Source organism: Paraburkholderia fynbosensis, from assembly GCF_902859935.1.
GTDB lineage: Bacteria > Pseudomonadota > Gammaproteobacteria > Burkholderiales > Burkholderiaceae > Paraburkholderia > Paraburkholderia fynbosensis.
This window is the reverse complement of sequence record NZ_CADIKI010000006.1, coordinates 304,801-322,776: the sequence shown is the minus strand read 5'-3', so window position 1 is coordinate 322,776 and position 17,976 is coordinate 304,801. Positions and strand designations below refer to the sequence as shown.

Below are 17,976 nucleotides of genomic sequence, written 5' to 3'. Positions count from 1 at the left end.
AATGGAGGTGCTCGGCCGGCATGCGCATCGCGAAGACTGCGGGCAGCATCAGGATCGACGCCGATCCCGCGCGATACGGCACGCCTGCCGTGACCACGACTGCTTCGATTGTAATGAGAACGTAATCGGTATGCGAGGTCCACGCAAGGGGAGAGTGACCGGGCAGGACGTTGCGCACCGTGCCGCCGCCGAGCGTGGTGACGGTGCCGACGGAGCGTAGAGCGAAGCGCTCCATACCGCGGCGCATGCCCATCAGCACGCCGGACATTGGCTTCGGCGGCGATCGCAAGCACGTGGAGGACGGCGCAGCAGGATAATGGCGAACCTTGAGGGAGCGCGTTTGGGAGCCGCTTCGTCGGCGATGGGCGCCGTGGGGCACGCGTTCTTAAACGGCGATTATCGTAAGCGTGTCGTCAATCTGAGAGCGAGTTAAGCCGAATTCGGTGATGCCTCATTCGGCTGGAGTTCGCTGCGTTTTCGAGCGCGGTAGGCGTTGGCAGAACGCGACGCAATGCGCTACGCGAGACAACCGCTCGTACGGTCATAAAAAAACCGCGTGGATTTGAAAAATCCGCGCGGCTGGCTCGTTCGATTGATGCGTCGACTCCGACGCGGCGTGTTAAAGGGGCGCTCTCCGCCTGTCGAGCGCCTTCTTTTTTATGAATTTCTGATGCTGCTTTGCCATATGCACGTGGCGAGCGCCAAGCGTGTCACCCTCGCCAACCCTAAGCCCTCAACCCGGCAACGCGAAGCTGGAAATCGCCTCGCGCAGCACCCCCACTTGATCCTTCAGCGAATGAGCCGCGGCCGCGGCCTGCTCGACGAGCGCCGCGTTCTGTTGCGTGACCTGGTCCATCTCGCCGACCGCGCGATTGACCTGCTCGATGCCCGCGCTCTGTTCGCGCGAAGCATGGCTGATCTCCTCGAGAATTTCGTTCACGCGACGCACCGAGTGCACGATCTCGCCCATCGTCGAGCCCGCGTTGGCGACTTGCGACGCGCCGGTTTCGACCGTATTCGTCGAGGTTTCGATCAGCGCCTTGATCTCCTTGGCCGCCGTCGCCGAGCGCTGCGCGAGGCTGCGCACTTCGGCGGCGACCACCGCGAAGCCGCGTCCCTGTTCGCCCGCGCGAGCCGCTTCGACGGCCGCGTTGAGCGCAAGGATATTGGTCTGGAACGCGATGCCGTCGATCACCCCAATGATGTCGCCGATCTGCCGCGAGCTGGCGGTGATCTCGCCCATCGTGCGGACCACGTCGTCGACCACGCGGCTGCCGCGCGTGGCCACGTCCGCCGCCTGGCCGGCGAGCTGCGCGGCTTGCATTGCGCTGTCCGCGTTCTGCTTCACGTTGACAGTCATCTGATCCATGCTCGAGGCCGTTTGGACGAGCGCCGCGGCCTGTTCCTCGGTGCGTTGCGAGAGGTCGGTATTGCCGGCGGCAATTTCTGTCGCGCCGATGTTGATGTTCTCGGTGCCCAGACGCACGCGCGACACCGTATCGACGAGACCGGCCTGCATGGTTTGCAGCGCATGCAGCAGGCTGCCGTTGTCGTGCGGGCCGACCGGTACGCGCGTGGCGAGATTGCCTTGCGCCATCAGTTGCGCATGTTCGACAGCCACTTCGAGATCGCCGCCGAGCGAGCGGCGGATGCTGCGCAACACCAGTAGCATGACGGCCGTGGCAATGGCGCCCAACGTCACGGTGATCGCGAGCCAGCGCAGCAGATTCGCGTAGAACGCGCTCTGCACGTCGTCCATGTACATGCCGGTGACGAGATACCAGTCCCACGGCGCGAAATGCATCGAGTAGCTCGTTTTGGCGACCGGCTGCTCGCTGCCGGGCTTGGCCCACAGATAGTCGACGAAGCCACCGCCATCGTGATTACCCGCGTTGACGATCGCGACGAACAGGTGGTTGCCCGCCGGGTCGGCGAACTGCGCGAGGTTCTTGCCGACCAGTTCCTGTTTGAACGGATGCATCAGCATGACCGGCTGCGAATCGTTGACGGAGATGTAGCCGTCCTTGCCATAACGCATGGCCGCCAGCATCTCGAGCGCCTGCTTTTTGGCGTCGGGTTCAGAAAGGCTGTGCTGCTGGGCTAGCGAATAGTAGTGGGCGACGATGTGGTTGCCCTGGTCGATCAGCGCGGTCAATTGATCGCGGCGGTCCGAGATCATCGACGCGCGGTTCTGCCATGCGCCGAAGCCGCCGATCAGGATCAGGCCGATCCACAGCACGGCGATCATCGACGCCAGTTTTTTGTTCAGAGTCATAGCAATGAGTGTGGCTTTTGCAGGTGGTCGGGCGAAGTTGAATTTGCTTGTAGCGATTCGCTTGTCGCTGACGGTGTTTACGGCGCAACACGGTGTGCTCCGCAGGCAGGGGAAACCCGTTGTTTTGTGACGTTATTCGTCTGATTTATAAGCCGTGTGCCTTGCTCCGGCCGTAGTTCTGAATGCGCGATCCGCGGCCGCTTTAATCTGGATCTTCCGATTTTCCGGCGCGTTTTTTATTCAAGCATGCTTAATGTAATTGACGGTTTGCGAACGAGATTATGTCGATTAATTGGCTTGTTAATGACGGCGATAAAAAAGACCGGTCGCTATGGCCATTAAATGACGCAGGAAGGCATGGAATAGGCTGGCTTGGCACCAATCCCACGCCCAGCGTGCGAACGCGTCAAACCGCCACAAAACGCCAATTAAATCCAAAACGCGCTGCAGTATGGCGGCAAATGCAAAAAACGACACATTTTTCCACTTAGCCCCAACGCAGGAAAACCCGCTGTCTTGGAAGAGACGAATAAATAAAAATTCCGCTATAGTCGCCATTTTCCAGTCGCCAGCCGGGCAAAAAGAGCACCAATAAGCCCGCTATCAGGAGTAGAAAATGAACGCCCGCCAACCCGCCTTCGTCTCCGTATCCCGCAGCGCACGTCTGCGCCAGATGCTTCTTAGCAACGAACTCGAATTCATGATGGAGGCCCATAACGGCCTGTCAGCGCGCATCGTCCGTGAAGCCGGCTTCAAGGCGATCTGGGGTTCGGGTCTTGCGATTTCCGCGCAATATGGCGTGCGCGACAACAACGAAGCAAGCTGGACGCAAGTTGTCGACACCCTCGAATTCATGGCCGACGCGAGCGACCTGCCGATCCTGCTCGACGGCGACACCGGCTACGGCAACTTCAACAACGTGCGCCGCCTCGTGCGCAAGCTCGAACAGCGCGGCATCGCCGGCGTCTGTATCGAAGACAAGCAATTCCCGAAGACCAACAGCTTCATCAACGGCGAAGCGCAGCCGCTCGCCGACATGGACGAGTTCTGCGGCAAGATCAAAGCCGGCAAGGACTCGCAGTCCGACGAAAATTTCTCGATCGTCGCGCGCGTCGAAGCGCTGATCGCGGGCTGGGGCATGGACGAGGCGCTGCGTCGCGCGGAAGCCTACCGGCAAGCCGGCGCGGACGCGATCCTGATTCACAGCAAGCTCTCGCGTCCCGATGAAATTCTCGAATTCGCGCGCGAATGGGCCGGGCGCGGTCCGCTCGTAATCGTGCCGACGAAGTACTACAGCACGCCGACCGAAGTGTTCCGCGAAGCGGGCATCAGCACCGTGATCTGGGCGAATCATCTGATCCGCTCGGCGACCTCGGCGATGCAGGCCGTGGCGAAGGAAATTCATTCGAGCCAGACACTCGTGAACGTCGAAGACAGCATTGCCGCCGTCAACGAAATTTTCCGTTTGCAGGACGCCGACGAATATTCCGAAGCCGAAGACCGCTATCTGTCGAGCGGCCGCGCGGCCGGCGCCGCCGTCGTGCTCGCCGCGAGCCGCGGCAAGGGCCTCGAAGCCGTCACCGAAGACCGGCCGAAAGTCATGCTGCCGATCGCGGGCAAGCCGCTGCTGCGCTGGCTCGTCGACTCGTTCAAGAAACAGGGCGTCAACGACATCACCGTGGTCGGCGGTTATCGCGCCGATGCGATCGAGACGGCGGGCATCAAGCTCGTCGTCAACGAACAGCATGAGCAAACTGGCGAACTCGCGTCGCTCGCGTGCGCGCTCGACAAGCTGAGCGGCGACACGGTCGTCTCGTACGGCGATCTGCTGTTCCGCAGCTACATCCTGCGCGACCTCGTGGAAAGCGAAGCCGCGTTCAGCGTGGTGGTGGATTCGTCGCTGACCGACACGGAAAACGCAAGCGTGCGCGATTTCGCGTGGTGCTCGGCGGCCGACGATCGCGGCCTGTTCGGTAACAAGGTCGTGCTGCGCCATGTGTCGAGCGGACAGAACGCATCGGCGGAGATTGCCGCGCAAGCGCCGCATGGCCGCTGGGTCGGTCTGCTGAACGTGCGCGGCGCAGGCCGCGAGCGTCTGCAGGCGGTGATGAGCGAGTTGCAAGCACGCGCCGATTTCGCTTCGCTCGATATGCCCGCGCTGCTCAACGCGCTGATCGAAGCGGGTGAATCGATCGAGGTGCAATACGTACACGGCCACTGGCGCGGCGTGAACGATCTCGACGACTTCCGCCGCGCGGGCGACTTCGCGCATGCGCAAGCGCCGTTCGCGGCGGCGGCCGGCAACCCCGGGCAAAGTGCGGCGAAGCGCGCCACGAATGGAGCCGCGCAATGATCGAGGCAGCACAGTTCGTCGAGGCGGCACGCGATCGCGGCTTCGACTGGTACGCAGGGGTGCCGTGCTCGTATCTGACGCCCTTCATCAACTACGTGTTGCAGGACGAGTCGTTGCATTACCTGTCGGCGGCCAACGAAGGCGATGCGGTCGCGCTGATCGCGGGCGTCACGCTGGGTGCGAAGAACGGCCGGCGCGGCATCACGATGATGCAGAACTCAGGGCTCGGCAACGCCGTGAGCCCGTTGACTTCGCTCACGTGGACCTTCCGTCTGCCGCAATTGCTGATCGTCACATGGCGCGGCCAGCCGGGTGTCGCCGACGAACCGCAGCACGCGCTGATGGGTCCGGTCACGCCCGCGATGCTCGACACGATGGAGATTCCCTGGGAGACCTTCCCGACCGAGGCCGACGCGATCGGCCCGGCGCTGGATCGCGCGATCGCGCACATGGATGAAACCGGCCGCCCGTATGCGCTCGTGATGCAGAAGGGCAGCGTGGCGCCGTACGCGCTGAAAGACGGCGGCGCGAGTGCGCGCCGTGCGCCGGTGGTGCCGCGCTCGCAGTGCCATGACGTCGCGGCGGGCGAACTGGCTTCGCGTCACGACGCGTTGCAGAAGGTCATCGCGCACACGCCACTTGAATCGACAGTCGTACTCGCGTCGACCGGATTTTGCGGCCGCGAACTCTATGCGATCGACGACCGGCCGAACCAGTTGTACATGGTCGGCTCGATGGGCTGCGTGACGCCGTTCGCGCTCGGGCTCGCGCTCGCGCGTCCCGATTTGCACGTGGTCGCGCTCGACGGCGACGGCGCCGCGCTGATGCGCATGGGCGCGTTCGCCACGCTCGGCGCTTACGGTCCGGGCAATCTCACGCACGTGCTGCTCGACAACGGCGCGCACGACTCGACCGGCGGCCAGGCGACGGTGTCGTCGCAAGTGTCGTTCGCGGGCGTGGCCGCGGCGTGCGGTTATGCGTCGGCGGTGGAAAGCGACGACGCCGCGGTGCTCGACCAGGTGTTCGACGCGCCGCCGCTCGACGGCCCGCGCTTCGTGCGCCTCGCGATTCGCCGCGGCACGCCGGACGGCCTGCCGCGTCCCACCATCACCCCGCCCGATGTGAAGACGCGCCTGATGCGCCACATCGGCGCCGCTTGAAGTCACAGTAAAAGGAGCGCCCATGCTGCTGCTCAATCCCGGCCCGGTGACGCTCACCGAACGTGTTCGCCATAGCCTGTTGCAGACGGATCTGTGCCATCGCGAAAGCGAGTTTTTCGACTTGCAGGAAGAGGCCCGCACGCGGCTCGTCGATCTGTACGGTCTCGATGCGAGCGAATGGCAGGCGGTGTTGATGACCGGCTCCGGCACGGCTGCCGTCGAAAGCATGACCGCCGCGCTGGTGCCGCAAAACGGCAAGCTGCTGGTGGTGGAAAACGGCGTGTACGGTGAGCGCATTTCGCAGATCGCCACGCAATACGGCATCGCGCATGAATCGCTGAAGCACGACTGGATGCACGCGCCGGATCTCGCGAAGATCGCCGAACGCCTCGATGCGGACAAGGCGTTCACGCACGTGGCGGTGATTCATCACGAAACGACCACGGGCCGTCTGAACGACCTCGCGTCGCTCGGCGCGCTGTGCCGCGCACGCGGTTTGCGTCTGTTGGTGGACGGCGTGAGCAGCTTCGGCGCCGAAGCGATCGATTTCGCCGATGCCAGTCTCGACGCGGTCGCGGCCACCGCGAACAAGTGTCTGCACGGGGTACCGGGCGCGTCGTTCGTGCTGGTGCGGCGCGCGGCGCTCGCGCAGGGGGCGAGCCGCACGTACTACCTCGATCTCGGGCGGCTCGCGCGTTTGCAGGACCAGCGCAACACGCCGTTCACGCCGTCGGTTCACGCGTACTACGCGCTCGTCGAAGCGCTGCGCGAACTCGCCGACGAAGGCGGCTGGCGCGCGCGTCATGCACGTTATGCGGCGCTTGCCGAACGGGCGCGGGCGGGGCTCGCCGAGCGGGGCATCGGCAGCGTGTTGCCGGCGGAGCAATCGTCGGTGGTGCTGCGCGCGTACCAGTTGCCGGATGGCGTCACATATCCGCAATTGCACGACGCGCTGAAGGCGCGCGGCTTCGTCATCTACGCGGGCCAAGGCGGCTTGTCGGCCGAACTGTTCCGCATTTCGACGATGGGCAATATCCACGCCGGCGACATCGACCGTTTGCTGCAGGGCTTCACCGAACTCACGCGTTGATTGAGGTGCCGCAGCGCAGCGTGCGGCGGCTTTGCACCGCCCCGCGCGCTGCGCTGCCATGCGCTGCTGCGGTCACACCGGATCCTTGTCAGGCGGCCCGTCGGGCCGCTGCGGCTCCTCCACGTGATGACCGGGCGACGGCGGCACCAGCGGGTCGGCTTCCGGGTCGCGGTTCGGATCGGCATTCGGGTCGGGAATCGGACTGGTATGCATGTCGTAGCTCATCGCATCACCCTGTAGTTGAAACGCATGCGGTTCCGGCGCTTCGGACAATCCGCGCATCGGACCGATGCCGGCAATCCTCTTCAAGCGTAGGCGTTTTTGCTGCGCACCGCGCGTCTCACCGTCGTCACTTTCTCGCGCGACGGCCTACGCTGAGCTGCCAATAACGCTCGGTGGCGAAGACGTCGTCGTAATTGCCCGCGCCGAATGCGCGCAACTGGCTGGCGTACGCATTGACCGCCTCGCGTTTGAGTTGCGCGCGGCGCTGGACGTCGATCGTATGCGCCGCACTCGGAAGCGCCGGCGTCGCCACGATGCCGCGCTGCGCGAGATCGGCGAGGCGCGCCTGCACGACGCCGGGCGTGCGCCGGTGAATCGCTTCCTCGTAGCCGAACCAGACCAGATGCGACAGCCGCGGCAGGATTTCGCAGCAGGCTTCGAAGACCCGCACGTGATCGTCGTGATAGAGGCCGAGCGGCATCAGCAGCGTATTCGCGGTGCTGCGATAAATGATTTCTTCGAGCATCGCGGCCATCCGGCTGATCGACGGCGAGTCGGCATACTGGCTGTCGCGAAACGGCATGCGCAGCGGAATCGCGTCGAGCACCTCGAGCGCGCGGTTGTCCTCCAGCGTGCGCTCGTGCACGGCTTCGTAGGCATTCGCAAAACCCGACTTCTGATCCCATTCGGTATGCATCTCGTGCTCCGGCGGCGCGGCGAATACCGTGCAAACCGAGGCGTCGGGGTGAGCGGCGAGCAATGCGCCGCAGCTGAAGACGGCGTCGTCGAAATGGGGCGAGACGATGAACAGGCGTGGGCTGGTTTCGCTCATTGGGGCGGTAGGGTTGGGCGCGGGCGGCCGGCTAACGCGTAAGCCAGAGCTCTCAAGGCCGGTCCGCGCGGAAAACATGGGCTCACATCAGCTTAGGCGGAATCGATGCGACTTGCGCGGCGGTTGTGGGGCCGCAAGTGGTGTGCCTGGATTTGGCTGGCTGAGCGGGCTGTGTTTCGCGGGCTCCCGTAGAGGCTCACCGGTTGCCCAGTACGGCTCCTGAATTTGCTCACCGTTGGTTCGGGTGGCGACGGATCTTCGTCGGTGGGTCGGTGGATAAGGCGCTAAGCGTCCGGCATGCTCGGGCAACTACCCGCCCTCCACCGCCAGCGCCGCTGCCCGGCTGAATGCCGCCACGATGTTCTCCACGATGTCCGCGCGCAAGCGCGTGTCTGCCGTTCTCAGCGCATATGCCGGATGCCACGTCGGCACGATCAGGCGTCCACGATGGGCAATCGTCTGCCCGACATATTCGGACAGATTGACGTGCGCGCCGGTCAGCGCTTTCAGCGCGGTCGCGCCAAGCGTCACGATTACGCGCGGCGCGACGCGCGTCAGTTCCTGTTCGAGCCAGTGCTGGCAAGCTTCGACCTCGCGGCGCTCCGGGGTGCGGTGGATTCGCTGCTGGTCGAACGTTTCCCACTTGTAGTGTTTGACGGCATAGGTCAGATACAGCGCCGTGCGGTCGAGACCGGCGCGCGCGAGCACCGCGTCCAGCAGTTGGCCGGCGGGTCCGGTAAAGGGTTCGCCGTGCTGATTTTCATGTTCGCCGGGCTGTTCGCCGACGGCCATGATCGTCGCGTGAGCCGGCCCGGCACCGGCGACGGCCTGCTTCGCGTTGCGCCACAGCGCGCAACGCCGGCACGCGGCGAGCGGGCCAACCGTCTCACGCAGGGGCGGCGTAAGCGCTGAATACTCGAGCGGCGGCGTCTCCGGCACAGTGACCGCGGTGGCTTGCGCGCCGAGACGGCTGCGCATGCGCGCGAGGTGCGCGGGCAGCGGCGGACCGGCGGGCGGCGCGCGCCAGTAGGAGAGCCTCGCCGGGGTCGGCAGCGCATTGACGACGCTCGCGTAGTAGGCGAGCCAGAGGGCTTCGGTGGGCTCGCTGGTGGCGGCTTCACCTGCCATGACGTCGGGCGGCACAGCGTGCGCGGCCGGCTGGTTTTCTTCCGTTGCGGACCGGTCGATACGCAACAGCATGCCGTTCCAGAACACCGCGCCGTGCGGAGTGGCCAGCATCCACGTGGAGTCGCCCATGGGTCGGGCGAACCTTGCGGCGGTGCGCTTTAGCAGATCGTGCTGCGGCTCGTACCAGCCGACGAATTCGGGCAAGCCCATGGAGGGGTCACGCCGTCTGAAGCGCGTGAAGCTCAGCAGCTCTTCGGTTTCGTGTTCGATCGACTGCACGCGCAGCGCGAGTTGCGCGCCGTCGGGGTCGGCCGGATCGACGACGTGGCGCTCGCCGCGCGTCCAGCGCCACAGCACGCGATAAAGCAGAGACCAGCGATCCGGCGCGCGGAAGCAGGACGCCGTCTGCAATTGGGCGAGGAGATCGCGGGCGATGGCCGGAGCCGTGAGGGGAGGGACGGTGGTCAGGCCCTCGGGGACGGCGGTATCTGCGATTCTCTGGCGGGCGGACCCGGCAGATTCCACGCAACCCGCTGCATCCGCCCTATTCGCCACGCCGGGAAGCCGCGCATCTCGCCCAGCCTCCGACTCGTCTTCTCCGGCCATCTCGCCTTCAACCTCGACCCACTCGATCGACCCCGGCTCGATACCCTGACGCAGCAGTTCCCGCGCCGCGCGGCGCCATGCGGCAAAAGACGGTTCGATCGGAATGCGCTTCATGCGGACGCGCCATGCGGCCAAAATACTGTATGGATATACAGTATGCGCCCAACTCCGCGCCGGGATCAAGCCCGCACCGCTAGCGGCACCTGCACGCCGCCCATTCACCGCTAGACGTTGCGCAAATCCTCCGGTGTGTCCACATCCCGCAAAATCCCCGGGTCGTCGACCTCCACCTTCGTCACCCTCTGCGACATCAGCAAGGATTTCGCGCCGGTGTCGCCATTGAGCGCCAGCAGCGCCTCACGATGCTCGATGCCGAAGCCGACCGGATGCCCGCGCTGTCCCTGATAAAACGGCGCGACCAAGGATGCGCCCTTGTCGAGCGTGATTGCCACGGTCTCGATGGTCGAGGTGGCGATGCGCGGCATGTCCGCGAGTGCGACGATCCAGCCCTCGGCGTCGTCGCTCGCTTCGATGCCGGCGGCGAGGCTCGCGCCCATGCCGCGTTCGGCGTTGGACGCGAATACCACGTCGCAGCCGGCGTCGTTCAAGAGGCGCGCGAGGGCGTCCGAACCCGGCCGCACCACGGCCAGCACCCGCGTCACGACGTGTAGCAGTCGATGCGCGGCTTCGTGAGCGACCGGCGTGCCATCGGGCATCCGGGCAAGGAGTTTGTTGTGCAGGCCGTCCGGATCGAAGCGCGAACCGAAACCGGCGGCGAGCAACACGCCAGTGGCGAGCGAGGCGTAGGCCATGGACGGGCACCGGTGGAGAGAATGAGGCCGATTGTGCGATGCAACGCGGTCGCAGGCAAGCGCCAATGTGGATGCATGGCGCCTGGCTGCGCCGCTTGCAGGCGGACGTGAAGCGCGGCGCCGCGTTATTGTGGTGCGGCGCGATTGTCGTCGCAGCGAAGGGACGATTGACGAGCGCGGCTCAGCCCGCGTATCGGCGAAACTCAACCCGAGGCGCATGCCCGCCGTCACAACCAACCGGCGCCCCCCGCTGCCGCTCGCAAACAATCAGCCCATTCCCATCACCTTGTCCAACGTGAGCGGCAAATCCCGCACCCGTACCCCGGTCGCGTGATACACCGCGTTCGCGATTGCCGCCGGCACCCCCGTAATGCCGATCTCGCCTATCCCGCGCACGCCGAGCGAGTTGATATACGGATCGGGCCGATCGATGAATGTGATATCGAGCGCGCCGATATCCGCATTCACCGGCACGTGGTACTCCGCGAGATTCGCATTGGTGAAGCGTCCAAAGCGCGTGTCCACCGTGGACTCTTCCTGCAGCGCCGCGCCGATGCCCCACACGATGCCGCCGATCATCTGGCTGTGCGCAGTCTTGTGATTGAGCACGCGGCCCACGTCGTACACCGCGACCACCCGCGGCACGCGAATCGTCCCGAGTTCTGCGTCGACATGTACCTCGACGAACACCGCCCCGAACGAGTGAAACGAATACTTCTGCTTCTCGTCGCCGGGCTTGACCGTCGAGGTCGCCTCGATCGGCTTGCCGCCCGAGCGCGCGATGATGGCCGCGGCCGGATCGCGTTTGCCCGGCTGCGAGCGGCTTACCACCCAGCCGTTATCCACGGTGATGTCGTCGGGCGCGATACCGTGTACCGGCGAAGCCGGGTCCGCCAGCGCCAGCGCGATCAACTGGCTGCGCGCCTGGCTGGCCGCTTCGCGCACAGCGGGCGACACGCTCGCCGCCGACTGCGAGCCGCCCGATACGGGCGCGCGCGGCAGCGTCGAATCGCCGAGCGCGAAGTGGATGTTCTCCGGCTCGAAGCCGAGCGTGTCGGCGGCCACCTGGGTCATCACCGTGTAAGTGCCGGTGCCGATGTCCTGCGTGCCGGACGCGACCATCGCCGTGCCGTCCGGCAGAATCCTTGCGATGGCCGCCGCTTCGCTGCGGTTGGCCGGATAGGTCGCGGTCGCCATGCCCATGCCGATCAGCGTGCGGCCCGCGCGCATCGAGCGTGGCGCGGCGCTTCTGCGCGACCAGCCGAATTTCTCCGCGCCGATCTGATAGCACTCGCGCAAGGACTTGCCCGACCACGGCTTGTTGTCCTGGGGATCGGCCTCCGCGTAATTCTTGATGCGCAGCGCCAGCGGGTCCATTTTCAATGCGGCCGCGAGTTCGTCCATCGCCGATTCGAGCGCGAACGAACCCGTGGTTTCGCCTGGCGCGCGCATGAAGGTCGGCGTGCCGAGATTGAGCGGCACGAGGCGATGCGTCGTCACCTGGTTGGGCACCGCGTACAGCATTCGCGTGACCATGCAGCAGGTCTCGGTCCAGTCTTCGATCGTCGAGGTGTTGGAGAAGCTGTCGTGACGCATGGCGGTGAGCGTGCCGTCGTGCCGGGCGGCGATCGTGAAGTGCTGCTCGGTGTGCGGACGCGCGCCGACCGGCCCGAACATCTGCGGCCGTTCGAGCACGAGGCGCACCGGACGCCCCGTCTGTTTCGCTGCCATCGCGCACAACGACACATGCGACCACGACGAGCCCTTGCAGCCAAAGCCGCCGCCGATGAACGGCGAGATCACACGTACGTCGCCGGGCGCGATGCCGAATACCTTGGCCACCGCTTGCGCCGCGTTGCTCACGCCTTGGGTCGAATCGTAGAGCGTGAGTTGCGGTCCGTCCCAGCGCGCCATCGTGGCGTGCGGCTCCATCGGATTGTGATGCTCGATGGGCGTGGTGTACGTCGCGCTCACATGGACCGCGCCGCTTTGCATGCCGTCTTCAAAGCTGCCGCGTTGCGTGTCGGTCTGGCGGCCTTGCGGTTTGTCCGGCGCGTGCGCGTTCGGTTTGGCCTGCGCGAAGTCCAAGGTCGCGGCACTCGCCTGATAGACGATGCGCAATTGACGCGCGGCGTCGGTCGCATGTTCGAGCGTGTCGGCGACCACCACCGCGACCGGCTCGTTGCTGTAGTGAACCTGGTTGTCCTGCAGCAGCGACAGCCGCCTGCCAGCGGGGGGCGCGAGCGCGGGCCTGCCGCCGTTCGGCAGACGCGGCGCGTTCTGATACGTCATCACGAGCAGCACGCCGGGCAGCGCCTGCGCGCGGCTTGCGTCGATCGACGCGATCGTGCCGCTCGCAATCGTGCTGGTGACGAGCACCGCATGCGCGAGACGCGCTTCGGGGAAGTCGGCGGCATAGCGTGCTTCGCCGGTGACTTTGAGCAGACCGTCGACGCGGTCGACCGGCTGACCGATCAGATTCATGCGACACCTCCCGCGCGGCCCGCGGCCTGGTTGACTGCGCGCACGATCGCGCGTTGCGCGAGCCGCACCTTGAAACGGTTGTCTTGCTGCGGACGTGCGTCCCTCAACGCGGCGGCGGCGGCGTTGTTCAACGTCGCCTGCGTGAGCGGCTGAGCGTTGAGCATCTGTTCGGCGACGCTCGCGCGCCACGGCTTGTGCGCGACGCCGCCGAGCGCGATGCGCGCGGTCCTCACGCGCTCGCCGTCCATTTGCAAAGCGGCGGCCACCGACACCAGCGCGAATGCGTAACTGGCGCGGTCACGCACTTTCAGATAATGCGAATGTGCGCTGAAGAGCGGCGGCGGCAGATCGACCGCGGTAATCAGTTCGCCGGGCTGCAACGTGGTATCGATGTCGGGTCGCTCGGCGGGCAGGCGGTGGAAGTCGGCGAACGCGATAGTGCGTTCGCCGTTGGGACCGCTCACGCGCACGACGGCTTCGAGCGCCGCCAGCGCCACGCTCATATCCGAAGGATTCACCGCGATGCATTGAGCACTCGCGCCGAGAATCGCATGCGTGCGATTGTGGCCGCCGAGCGCCGCGCAGCCGCTGCCGGGCATGCGCTTGTTGCATTGTGTGAAGGCCGTGTCGTAGAAGTAGCCGCAGCGCGTACGTTGCAGCAGATTGCCGCCGACTGTCGCCATATTGCGCAACTGCGACGACGCGCCCGCGAGCAGCGCTTTCGACAGCAACGGGTATTGCTCGCGCACCAGCGCGTGGTTCGCCGCATCGCTGTTGCGCACCAGTGCGCCGATGCGGATGCCGCCGTCGGGCAGCGTCGTCACCGTATCGAGTCCGCTGATGTGCGTGATATCGATGAGCCGCATCGGTCTCGCGACACCGCCCTTCATCAGATCGAGCAGATTCGTGCCGCCGCCGATGAAGACCGCGCCCGGTTGCTGAACCGCGCGCACTGCGCTGGCGACGTCGCCAGCGCGTTCGTAAGAGATTGCATCCATGCTGGTCGCTCCGTCAGGCGGTGCCGGGTTGGGGGGCGCCGGTCGAGCCACCGCCGTCATGCACTGCGCGCACCGCAGCCACGATGTTCGCGTAGGCGCCGCAGCGGCAGATGTTGCCGCTCATCCGTTCGCGGATTTCTTCGTCGGACAGTTGGGCGGGACGGCTGCGGACATCGGCGGTCACGGTGCTCGCGGTGCCGTTGCGAAATTCGTTCAGCAGAGCCGTCGCGGAACACAACTGCCCCGGTGTACAGTAGCCGCACTGGAACGCATCGTGTTCGATGAACGCGCGCTGCATCGGACTCAATGCGCCGTTGGCCGCGAGTCCTTCCACGGTGGTGATGTTTTCGCCTTCGTGCATCACGGCGAGCGTCAGACACGAATTGATGCGGCGGCCCTCGACGAGCACCGTGCAGGCGCCGCACTGACCCCGGTCACAGCCTTTTTTCGTGCCCATCAGGTCTGCGTATTCGCGCAGCGCGTCGAGCAGGGTGACGCGCGGTTCGAGTTGCAGCGTATAGGCGCGGCCGTTGACGGTCAGCGTGACCCGGCGCGGCGGCACGGCCTGGTTGAGTTGCGCCGGCGGCGCGGCCGGCGTTTGGGTTTGCGCGCGCAGATGCGGCGCCGCGCCGACCGTCGCGGCAGCGGCGGCCGATTGCAGAAAGCGGCGGCGTGCGGGTTGCTGTGGAGTGGCGTCTGAAGCGCCTGAATCCTGACAATCGTTATGCGTGGACATGACGTTCTGTTGACTCCATTGAAAGGTCAATGCAGGCTAGCGATGCATCGGTATCCGAAGCGTCGCGTTCCAACGAAGCTGACGCCGCAAGTTCGGTGCCGTTGCAGCTACAACGGTATTAGAAAATGACGGAGACAGCAAAGATGATTCACGCGTTGCGTCGCCTATGCGTACTTCGGCTGTCGTGATGATGGCGCGGGAGCATTCGGCGCGGCGGATCATCGGCTGGCGACCGCCGATGCGAGCTACGCGGGCGCCGCATGTCTACGTGCTCTGTGGACCAGCGGCGCGCTGAGCGGCAGTGTCGACGCCATTCGCATGAATGCGAATCTGCACGGCAAGCCGACGATTATGGTGCAGGGCCGCGCGGATGCGCTGGTGCAGATCAATCACGCGTCGCGGCCGTACTTCGGGATGAATCAGCTAACCGAGGGCGGCGCGAGCAAGCTGTCGTTCTACGAAGTGACGAATGCTCAGCACTTCGACGCGTTTCTCAGCGTGGCCGGTTTCGATACGCGCTTCGTGCCGCTGCATTACTACAATCTGCAGGCGCTCAATCTGATGTGGAGTCATCTGAAGAGCGGCACGCCGCTGCCGCCATCGCAGGTGATTAACACGGTACCGCGTGGCGGCGTGGCTGGTGCAGCGCCCCCGCTGAGCGCGGTGAATTTGCCGGCGATTGCGGTGAGCCCGGGAAGCAACGCGATCACCGCGGCGGGCGGGGCGGTGAACCTGCCGAATTGAGGGGTGCATGTTTCGGGTGCGATGGCGTTGCGCGCGGCTTCGCTTATTGCATCCGTGCAGGTACAGCCGATGCTACCGCTGAACAGAGGTAGTTCATTCACAGCGACTGTCGACAGGAGAGTTCATGCAGTTCGACTACAGGCATTTCCACATCGACTGCCGCGCACGCCATGCGGAAGACGGCGCCTACTACGCGAGAGCGAGAATCACGCGCGTGCCGCAAAAAAAAGAACACGTGCAGTCGCATGATTCCGGCGACATCGATTCCTTCGCCAACGAAGCCGATGCCATTGCATGCGCGAGGTCGTGGGCGATCGAATGGTGCGACGTCGCGGCAGAACGAAGCGCGTGACAGGAAGGACCGGCCTAGGGAGAACACACCGTGGCGAAGCTTCGAATTGCGACGTTCAACATCAACGGCATCCGTTCGCGATTGCCTGCACTGCTGCAATGGCTGGAGCGTGAAGCGCCGGACATCGTGTGTCTGCAGGAACTCAAGGCGGTCGACAGCGCGTTTCCCGTCGAGCAATTGCGCGACGCGGGCTACGGTGCCATCTGGCAAGGACAGAGCGCATGGAACGGCGTGGCGATTCTGTCGAAGGGCGATGCGCCGCTCGAGAACCGCCGCGGCCTGCCCGGCTTCGAGGACGACACGCACAGCCGTTATCTGGAGGCGGCAACTGGCGGCGTGCTGGTGGCTTGCCTGTATCTGCCGAACGGCAATCCGCAACCGGGCCCCAAGTTCGACTACAAGCTCGCGTGGTTCGATCACTTCATCACGCATGCAGCGAAGCTGTTCAAGAGCGGCCATCCGGTGGTGCTGGCGGGCGACTTCAACGTCGTGCCCACCGACGAGGACATCTATAACCCCCGTTCATGGCTGAAGGACGCGCTGTTGCAACCGGAGAGCCGCGAACGTTATCGGCGGCTGCTCGCGCAGGGCTGGACCGACGCGCTACGCACGCACTTCGGCGACGAACGGGTCTACACGTTCTGGGATTATTTTCGCCGTCATTGGGATACGAACTCGGGCTTGCGAATCGACCACCTGTTGTTGAGCGCGGATCTTGCTCCGCGTTTGCGCGATGCGGGCGTCGACCGCTGGGTGCGCGGCGAACCGCACGCAAGCGATCACGCACCGACCTGGGTGGAACTGGAGATGGGTAGCGGACGCAAGAAGAAGGGCGGGTCGTGACGAGGGGCGAGTAGTTCCGAGGCCACACCAATCCACGCAGCTGGCCGCGAGACAACGCTCGGGAGCAACGCGCGCGACTCGCAGAACCGACGCATAGATACGCTTCAAAAGGCGGGGCGATTCAAAGCGGCGCCTCCACGCGGATCAGGCGATCCCCTTGCAGGCAGATCGCCGTCACGCCAGTCCAGCCGTGCTTACCGGCTACCGGCGATAGTCGCGATTCCCGGCGCCATGCGACCAGATCGCACCGGCGACAAATCCGGCGAGCGCGACCACCGCGAGGGTGGTAAAGGGGCTTTCGGCCGTTGTGTCGCGCACCAGACTCGTCGTGCTCGCGCAAAGTTGCTGCGCCTTGCCGCTGAGTTCCTTAGCCTTGCCGGCCAGTTCCGTACTAGCGTCGCCGATCGCGTCGCCGACCGCGCCCTGAACCTTGCCCGCAACTTCCTTTACTGCGCCTTCCGCTGAATTGGTGTCCATACGAATGTGCTCCCATTGTCATATTTACGTGCGAGCGCGCTGCAATTGCAACGGCGTCACACACAAGGGTCGCGTAGGCCGCCCCGCACCGCAGGCAGCTTACGTCCAGCGAACAGCGCGCAAAAAGCGCGCCCGCACCGCAAACGAATGGGGGCAGCGGAATGAGGGTCAGCGTCGCCGCCGGGAATTGATGCCGACGAACGCCGCCATCAACATTAGAAAGCCGCCGAACAGCAGCGCGGCATTGACCATCACATGCCTGATGCCGAGTTCGTCGACGTTGATGAAAGGGTAGGGATAGAAGTCCGACAGACTGCCGCGCCAGAACGTGACGCCTAGATACGTCAGCGGATAGATCAGCCACAACAGACAGTGGCGCCACCGCAAATGAAAACGCGGCACGAACAGCACCCAGTAGAGCGCGGTGAGCATCGGCAGCACACTATGCAGCGATTCGGTGAGCAGCCGTCTGAGCGGCGCGGGCGACCACCAGCCGCGCAACAGCAGGTTATATGCAATCCCGACGAAGACCATGTACACGACCACCGCCGTCACGACGGTGGGCTGCCGGAAAAAACGTACGAGCGGCGCGCGATGCTTGCGCAACGCCACGCAGGTAAAGCAGATCGCGCACGCGAGCACCGTCAGATTGGTGAGGTAGCTGCTCATGCGGGCGAGGCCGTCGAACACGGTCAGCCCGCGGGCGAGCGTGCGGTCGATCGTGACGTTGGCTTGCGCGACGAGCGCGATCCAGCTAATCGCGGCGATCACCGCGGCCAATGTCACCGACGAAACGCTGGGCGTATGCAGCGGAAGCTCGGGCTCCCGCTGCTGATGAGGGATAGGGCGCATGCGTGCGATTTT

General features: G+C 65.0%; 16 protein-coding genes and 2 pseudogenes. 6 read left to right on the top strand and 12 right to left on the bottom strand.

Annotation, left to right across the window (positions count from 1 at the left end; translation table 11 throughout):
- Window positions 1-100 precede the first annotated feature (100 nt).
- The 3 genes and pseudogenes from HV770_RS38595 to HV770_RS12825 form a co-directional block, all read right to left on the bottom strand.
- A pseudogene (locus HV770_RS38595) lies at window positions 101-293 on the bottom strand (TRIC cation channel family protein); the annotation flags it as partial.
- Window positions 294-733: 440 nt separating this feature from the next.
- A complete protein-coding gene (locus HV770_RS12830) occupies window positions 734-2,275 on the bottom strand; it encodes a methyl-accepting chemotaxis protein (protein WP_175160060.1) in 1,542 nt (513 codons plus the stop codon).
- Window positions 2,276-2,575: 300 nt separating this feature from the next.
- Entirely contained in the window at window positions 2,576-2,833 is a 258-nt protein-coding gene (locus HV770_RS12825; protein WP_175160058.1) for a hypothetical protein, read from the bottom strand.
- 58 nt (window positions 2,834-2,891) lie between these two features.
- Between HV770_RS12825 and aepX the strand changes: the two genes are divergently transcribed.
- The 3 genes from aepX to HV770_RS12810 are packed head-to-tail and all read left to right on the top strand — an operon-like array spanning window position 2,892 to window position 6,878.
- On the top strand, window positions 2,892-4,628 hold the full coding sequence (gene aepX, locus HV770_RS12820) for a phosphoenolpyruvate mutase (protein ID WP_175160056.1): 1,737 nt from the start codon (window positions 2,892-2,894) through the stop codon (window positions 4,626-4,628).
- The gene (gene aepY / locus HV770_RS12815; protein WP_175160054.1) at window positions 4,625-5,788 is read left to right on the top strand and encodes a phosphonopyruvate decarboxylase; all 1,164 of its coding nucleotides are present in this window, start codon (window positions 4,625-4,627) and stop codon (window positions 5,786-5,788) included. The genes aepX and aepY overlap by 4 nt, the downstream gene beginning before the upstream one ends.
- A gap of 22 nt (window positions 5,789-5,810) precedes the next feature.
- Window positions 5,811-6,878, top strand: a complete 1,068-nt coding sequence (locus tag HV770_RS12810) for a 2-aminoethylphosphonate aminotransferase (RefSeq protein ID WP_175160052.1) — start codon at window positions 5,811-5,813, stop codon at window positions 6,876-6,878.
- 72 nt (window positions 6,879-6,950) lie between these two features.
- Here the strand turns inward: HV770_RS12810 and HV770_RS12805 are convergent, their stop codons facing one another.
- The 7 genes from HV770_RS12805 to HV770_RS12775 form a co-directional block, all read right to left on the bottom strand.
- Window positions 6,951-7,187, bottom strand: coding sequence for a hypothetical protein (locus HV770_RS12805; RefSeq protein WP_147440755.1), 237 nt, complete (start codon window positions 7,185-7,187; stop codon window positions 6,951-6,953).
- A 40-nt stretch (window positions 7,188-7,227) separates the two neighbouring features.
- Entirely contained in the window at window positions 7,228-7,932 is a 705-nt protein-coding gene (locus HV770_RS12800) for a PIG-L deacetylase family protein (protein ID WP_175160049.1), read from the bottom strand.
- Between the two features lie 309 nt (window positions 7,933-8,241).
- The gene (locus HV770_RS12795) at window positions 8,242-9,780 is read right to left on the bottom strand and encodes a UdgX family uracil-DNA binding protein (RefSeq protein WP_175160048.1); all 1,539 of its coding nucleotides are present in this window, start codon (window positions 9,778-9,780) and stop codon (window positions 8,242-8,244) included.
- Window positions 9,781-9,890: 110 nt separating this feature from the next.
- Window positions 9,891-10,478, bottom strand: a complete 588-nt coding sequence (locus HV770_RS12790; protein ID WP_175160046.1) for a nucleotidyltransferase family protein — start codon at window positions 10,476-10,478, stop codon at window positions 9,891-9,893.
- 267 nt (window positions 10,479-10,745) lie between these two features.
- Window positions 10,746-12,962, bottom strand: a complete 2,217-nt coding sequence (locus tag HV770_RS12785; protein WP_175160045.1) for a xanthine dehydrogenase family protein molybdopterin-binding subunit — start codon at window positions 12,960-12,962, stop codon at window positions 10,746-10,748.
- The gene (locus tag HV770_RS12780) at window positions 12,959-13,960 is read right to left on the bottom strand and encodes an FAD binding domain-containing protein (protein WP_175160044.1); all 1,002 of its coding nucleotides are present in this window, start codon (window positions 13,958-13,960) and stop codon (window positions 12,959-12,961) included. Before HV770_RS12780 ends, HV770_RS12785 begins: the two co-directional genes overlap by 4 nt.
- Window positions 13,961-13,973: 13 nt before the next feature.
- On the bottom strand, window positions 13,974-14,696 hold the full coding sequence (locus HV770_RS12775; RefSeq protein WP_175160043.1) for a 2Fe-2S iron-sulfur cluster-binding protein: 723 nt from the start codon (window positions 14,694-14,696) through the stop codon (window positions 13,974-13,976).
- A 195-nt stretch (window positions 14,697-14,891) separates the two neighbouring features.
- Here HV770_RS12775 and HV770_RS12770 point away from each other — a divergent pair.
- The 3 genes and pseudogenes from HV770_RS12770 to HV770_RS12760 all read left to right on the top strand — a co-directional run.
- Window positions 14,892-15,440, top strand: a pseudogene (locus HV770_RS12770) (3-hydroxybutyrate oligomer hydrolase family protein); the annotation flags it as partial.
- A 124-nt stretch (window positions 15,441-15,564) separates the two neighbouring features.
- A complete protein-coding gene (locus HV770_RS12765) occupies window positions 15,565-15,792 on the top strand; it encodes a hypothetical protein (protein ID WP_175160042.1) in 228 nt (75 codons plus the stop codon).
- 30 nt (window positions 15,793-15,822) lie between these two features.
- The gene (locus HV770_RS12760) at window positions 15,823-16,635 is read left to right on the top strand and encodes an exodeoxyribonuclease III (protein ID WP_175160041.1); all 813 of its coding nucleotides are present in this window, start codon (window positions 15,823-15,825) and stop codon (window positions 16,633-16,635) included.
- A 201-nt stretch (window positions 16,636-16,836) separates the two neighbouring features.
- Here HV770_RS12760 and HV770_RS12755 read toward each other — a convergent pair whose 3' ends face one another.
- Both HV770_RS12755 and HV770_RS12750 read right to left on the bottom strand, forming a co-directional pair.
- Window positions 16,837-17,112 carry a CsbD family protein gene (locus HV770_RS12755; protein WP_175160040.1) on the bottom strand — a complete coding sequence of 92 codons (276 nt, stop codon included), beginning with the start codon at window positions 17,110-17,112 and terminating at the stop codon, window positions 16,837-16,839.
- A 168-nt stretch (window positions 17,113-17,280) separates the two neighbouring features.
- Window positions 17,281-17,964: a Pr6Pr family membrane protein gene (locus tag HV770_RS12750; protein WP_175160038.1), complete on the bottom strand. Its 684-nt coding sequence runs from the start codon at window positions 17,962-17,964 to the stop codon at window positions 17,281-17,283.
- Between the last annotated feature and the right edge of the window lie 12 nt (window positions 17,965-17,976).

Coding starts and splice junctions, on each gene's coding strand:
- aepY (WP_175160054.1), top strand. CDS start 4,625: ATGATCGAGGCAGCACAGTTCGTCGAGGCGGCACGCGATCGCGGCTTC.
- HV770_RS12790 (WP_175160046.1), bottom strand. CDS start 10,478: ATGGCCTACGCCTCGCTCGCCACTGGCGTGTTGCTCGCCGCCGGTTTC.
- HV770_RS12800 (WP_175160049.1), bottom strand. CDS start 7,932: ATGAGCGAAACCAGCCCACGCCTGTTCATCGTCTCGCCCCATTTCGAC.
- HV770_RS12775 (WP_175160043.1), bottom strand. CDS start 14,696: ATGTCCACGCATAACGATTGTCAGGATTCAGGCGCTTCAGACGCCACT.
- HV770_RS12830 (WP_175160060.1), bottom strand. CDS start 2,275: ATGACTCTGAACAAAAAACTGGCGTCGATGATCGCCGTGCTGTGGATC.
- HV770_RS12750 (WP_175160038.1), bottom strand. CDS start 17,964: ATGCGCCCTATCCCTCATCAGCAGCGGGAGCCCGAGCTTCCGCTGCAT.
- HV770_RS12755 (WP_175160040.1), bottom strand. CDS start 17,112: ATGGACACCAATTCAGCGGAAGGCGCAGTAAAGGAAGTTGCGGGCAAG.
- HV770_RS12795 (WP_175160048.1), bottom strand. CDS start 9,780: ATGAAGCGCATTCCGATCGAACCGTCTTTTGCCGCATGGCGCCGCGCG.
- HV770_RS12825 (WP_175160058.1), bottom strand. CDS start 2,833: ATGGCGACTATAGCGGAATTTTTATTTATTCGTCTCTTCCAAGACAGC.
- HV770_RS12810 (WP_175160052.1), top strand. CDS start 5,811: ATGCTGCTGCTCAATCCCGGCCCGGTGACGCTCACCGAACGTGTTCGC.
- HV770_RS12785 (WP_175160045.1), bottom strand. CDS start 12,962: ATGAATCTGATCGGTCAGCCGGTCGACCGCGTCGACGGTCTGCTCAAA.
- HV770_RS12780 (WP_175160044.1), bottom strand. CDS start 13,960: ATGGATGCAATCTCTTACGAACGCGCTGGCGACGTCGCCAGCGCAGTG.
- HV770_RS12765 (WP_175160042.1), top strand. CDS start 15,565: ATGCAGTTCGACTACAGGCATTTCCACATCGACTGCCGCGCACGCCAT.
- aepX (WP_175160056.1), top strand. CDS start 2,892: ATGAACGCCCGCCAACCCGCCTTCGTCTCCGTATCCCGCAGCGCACGT.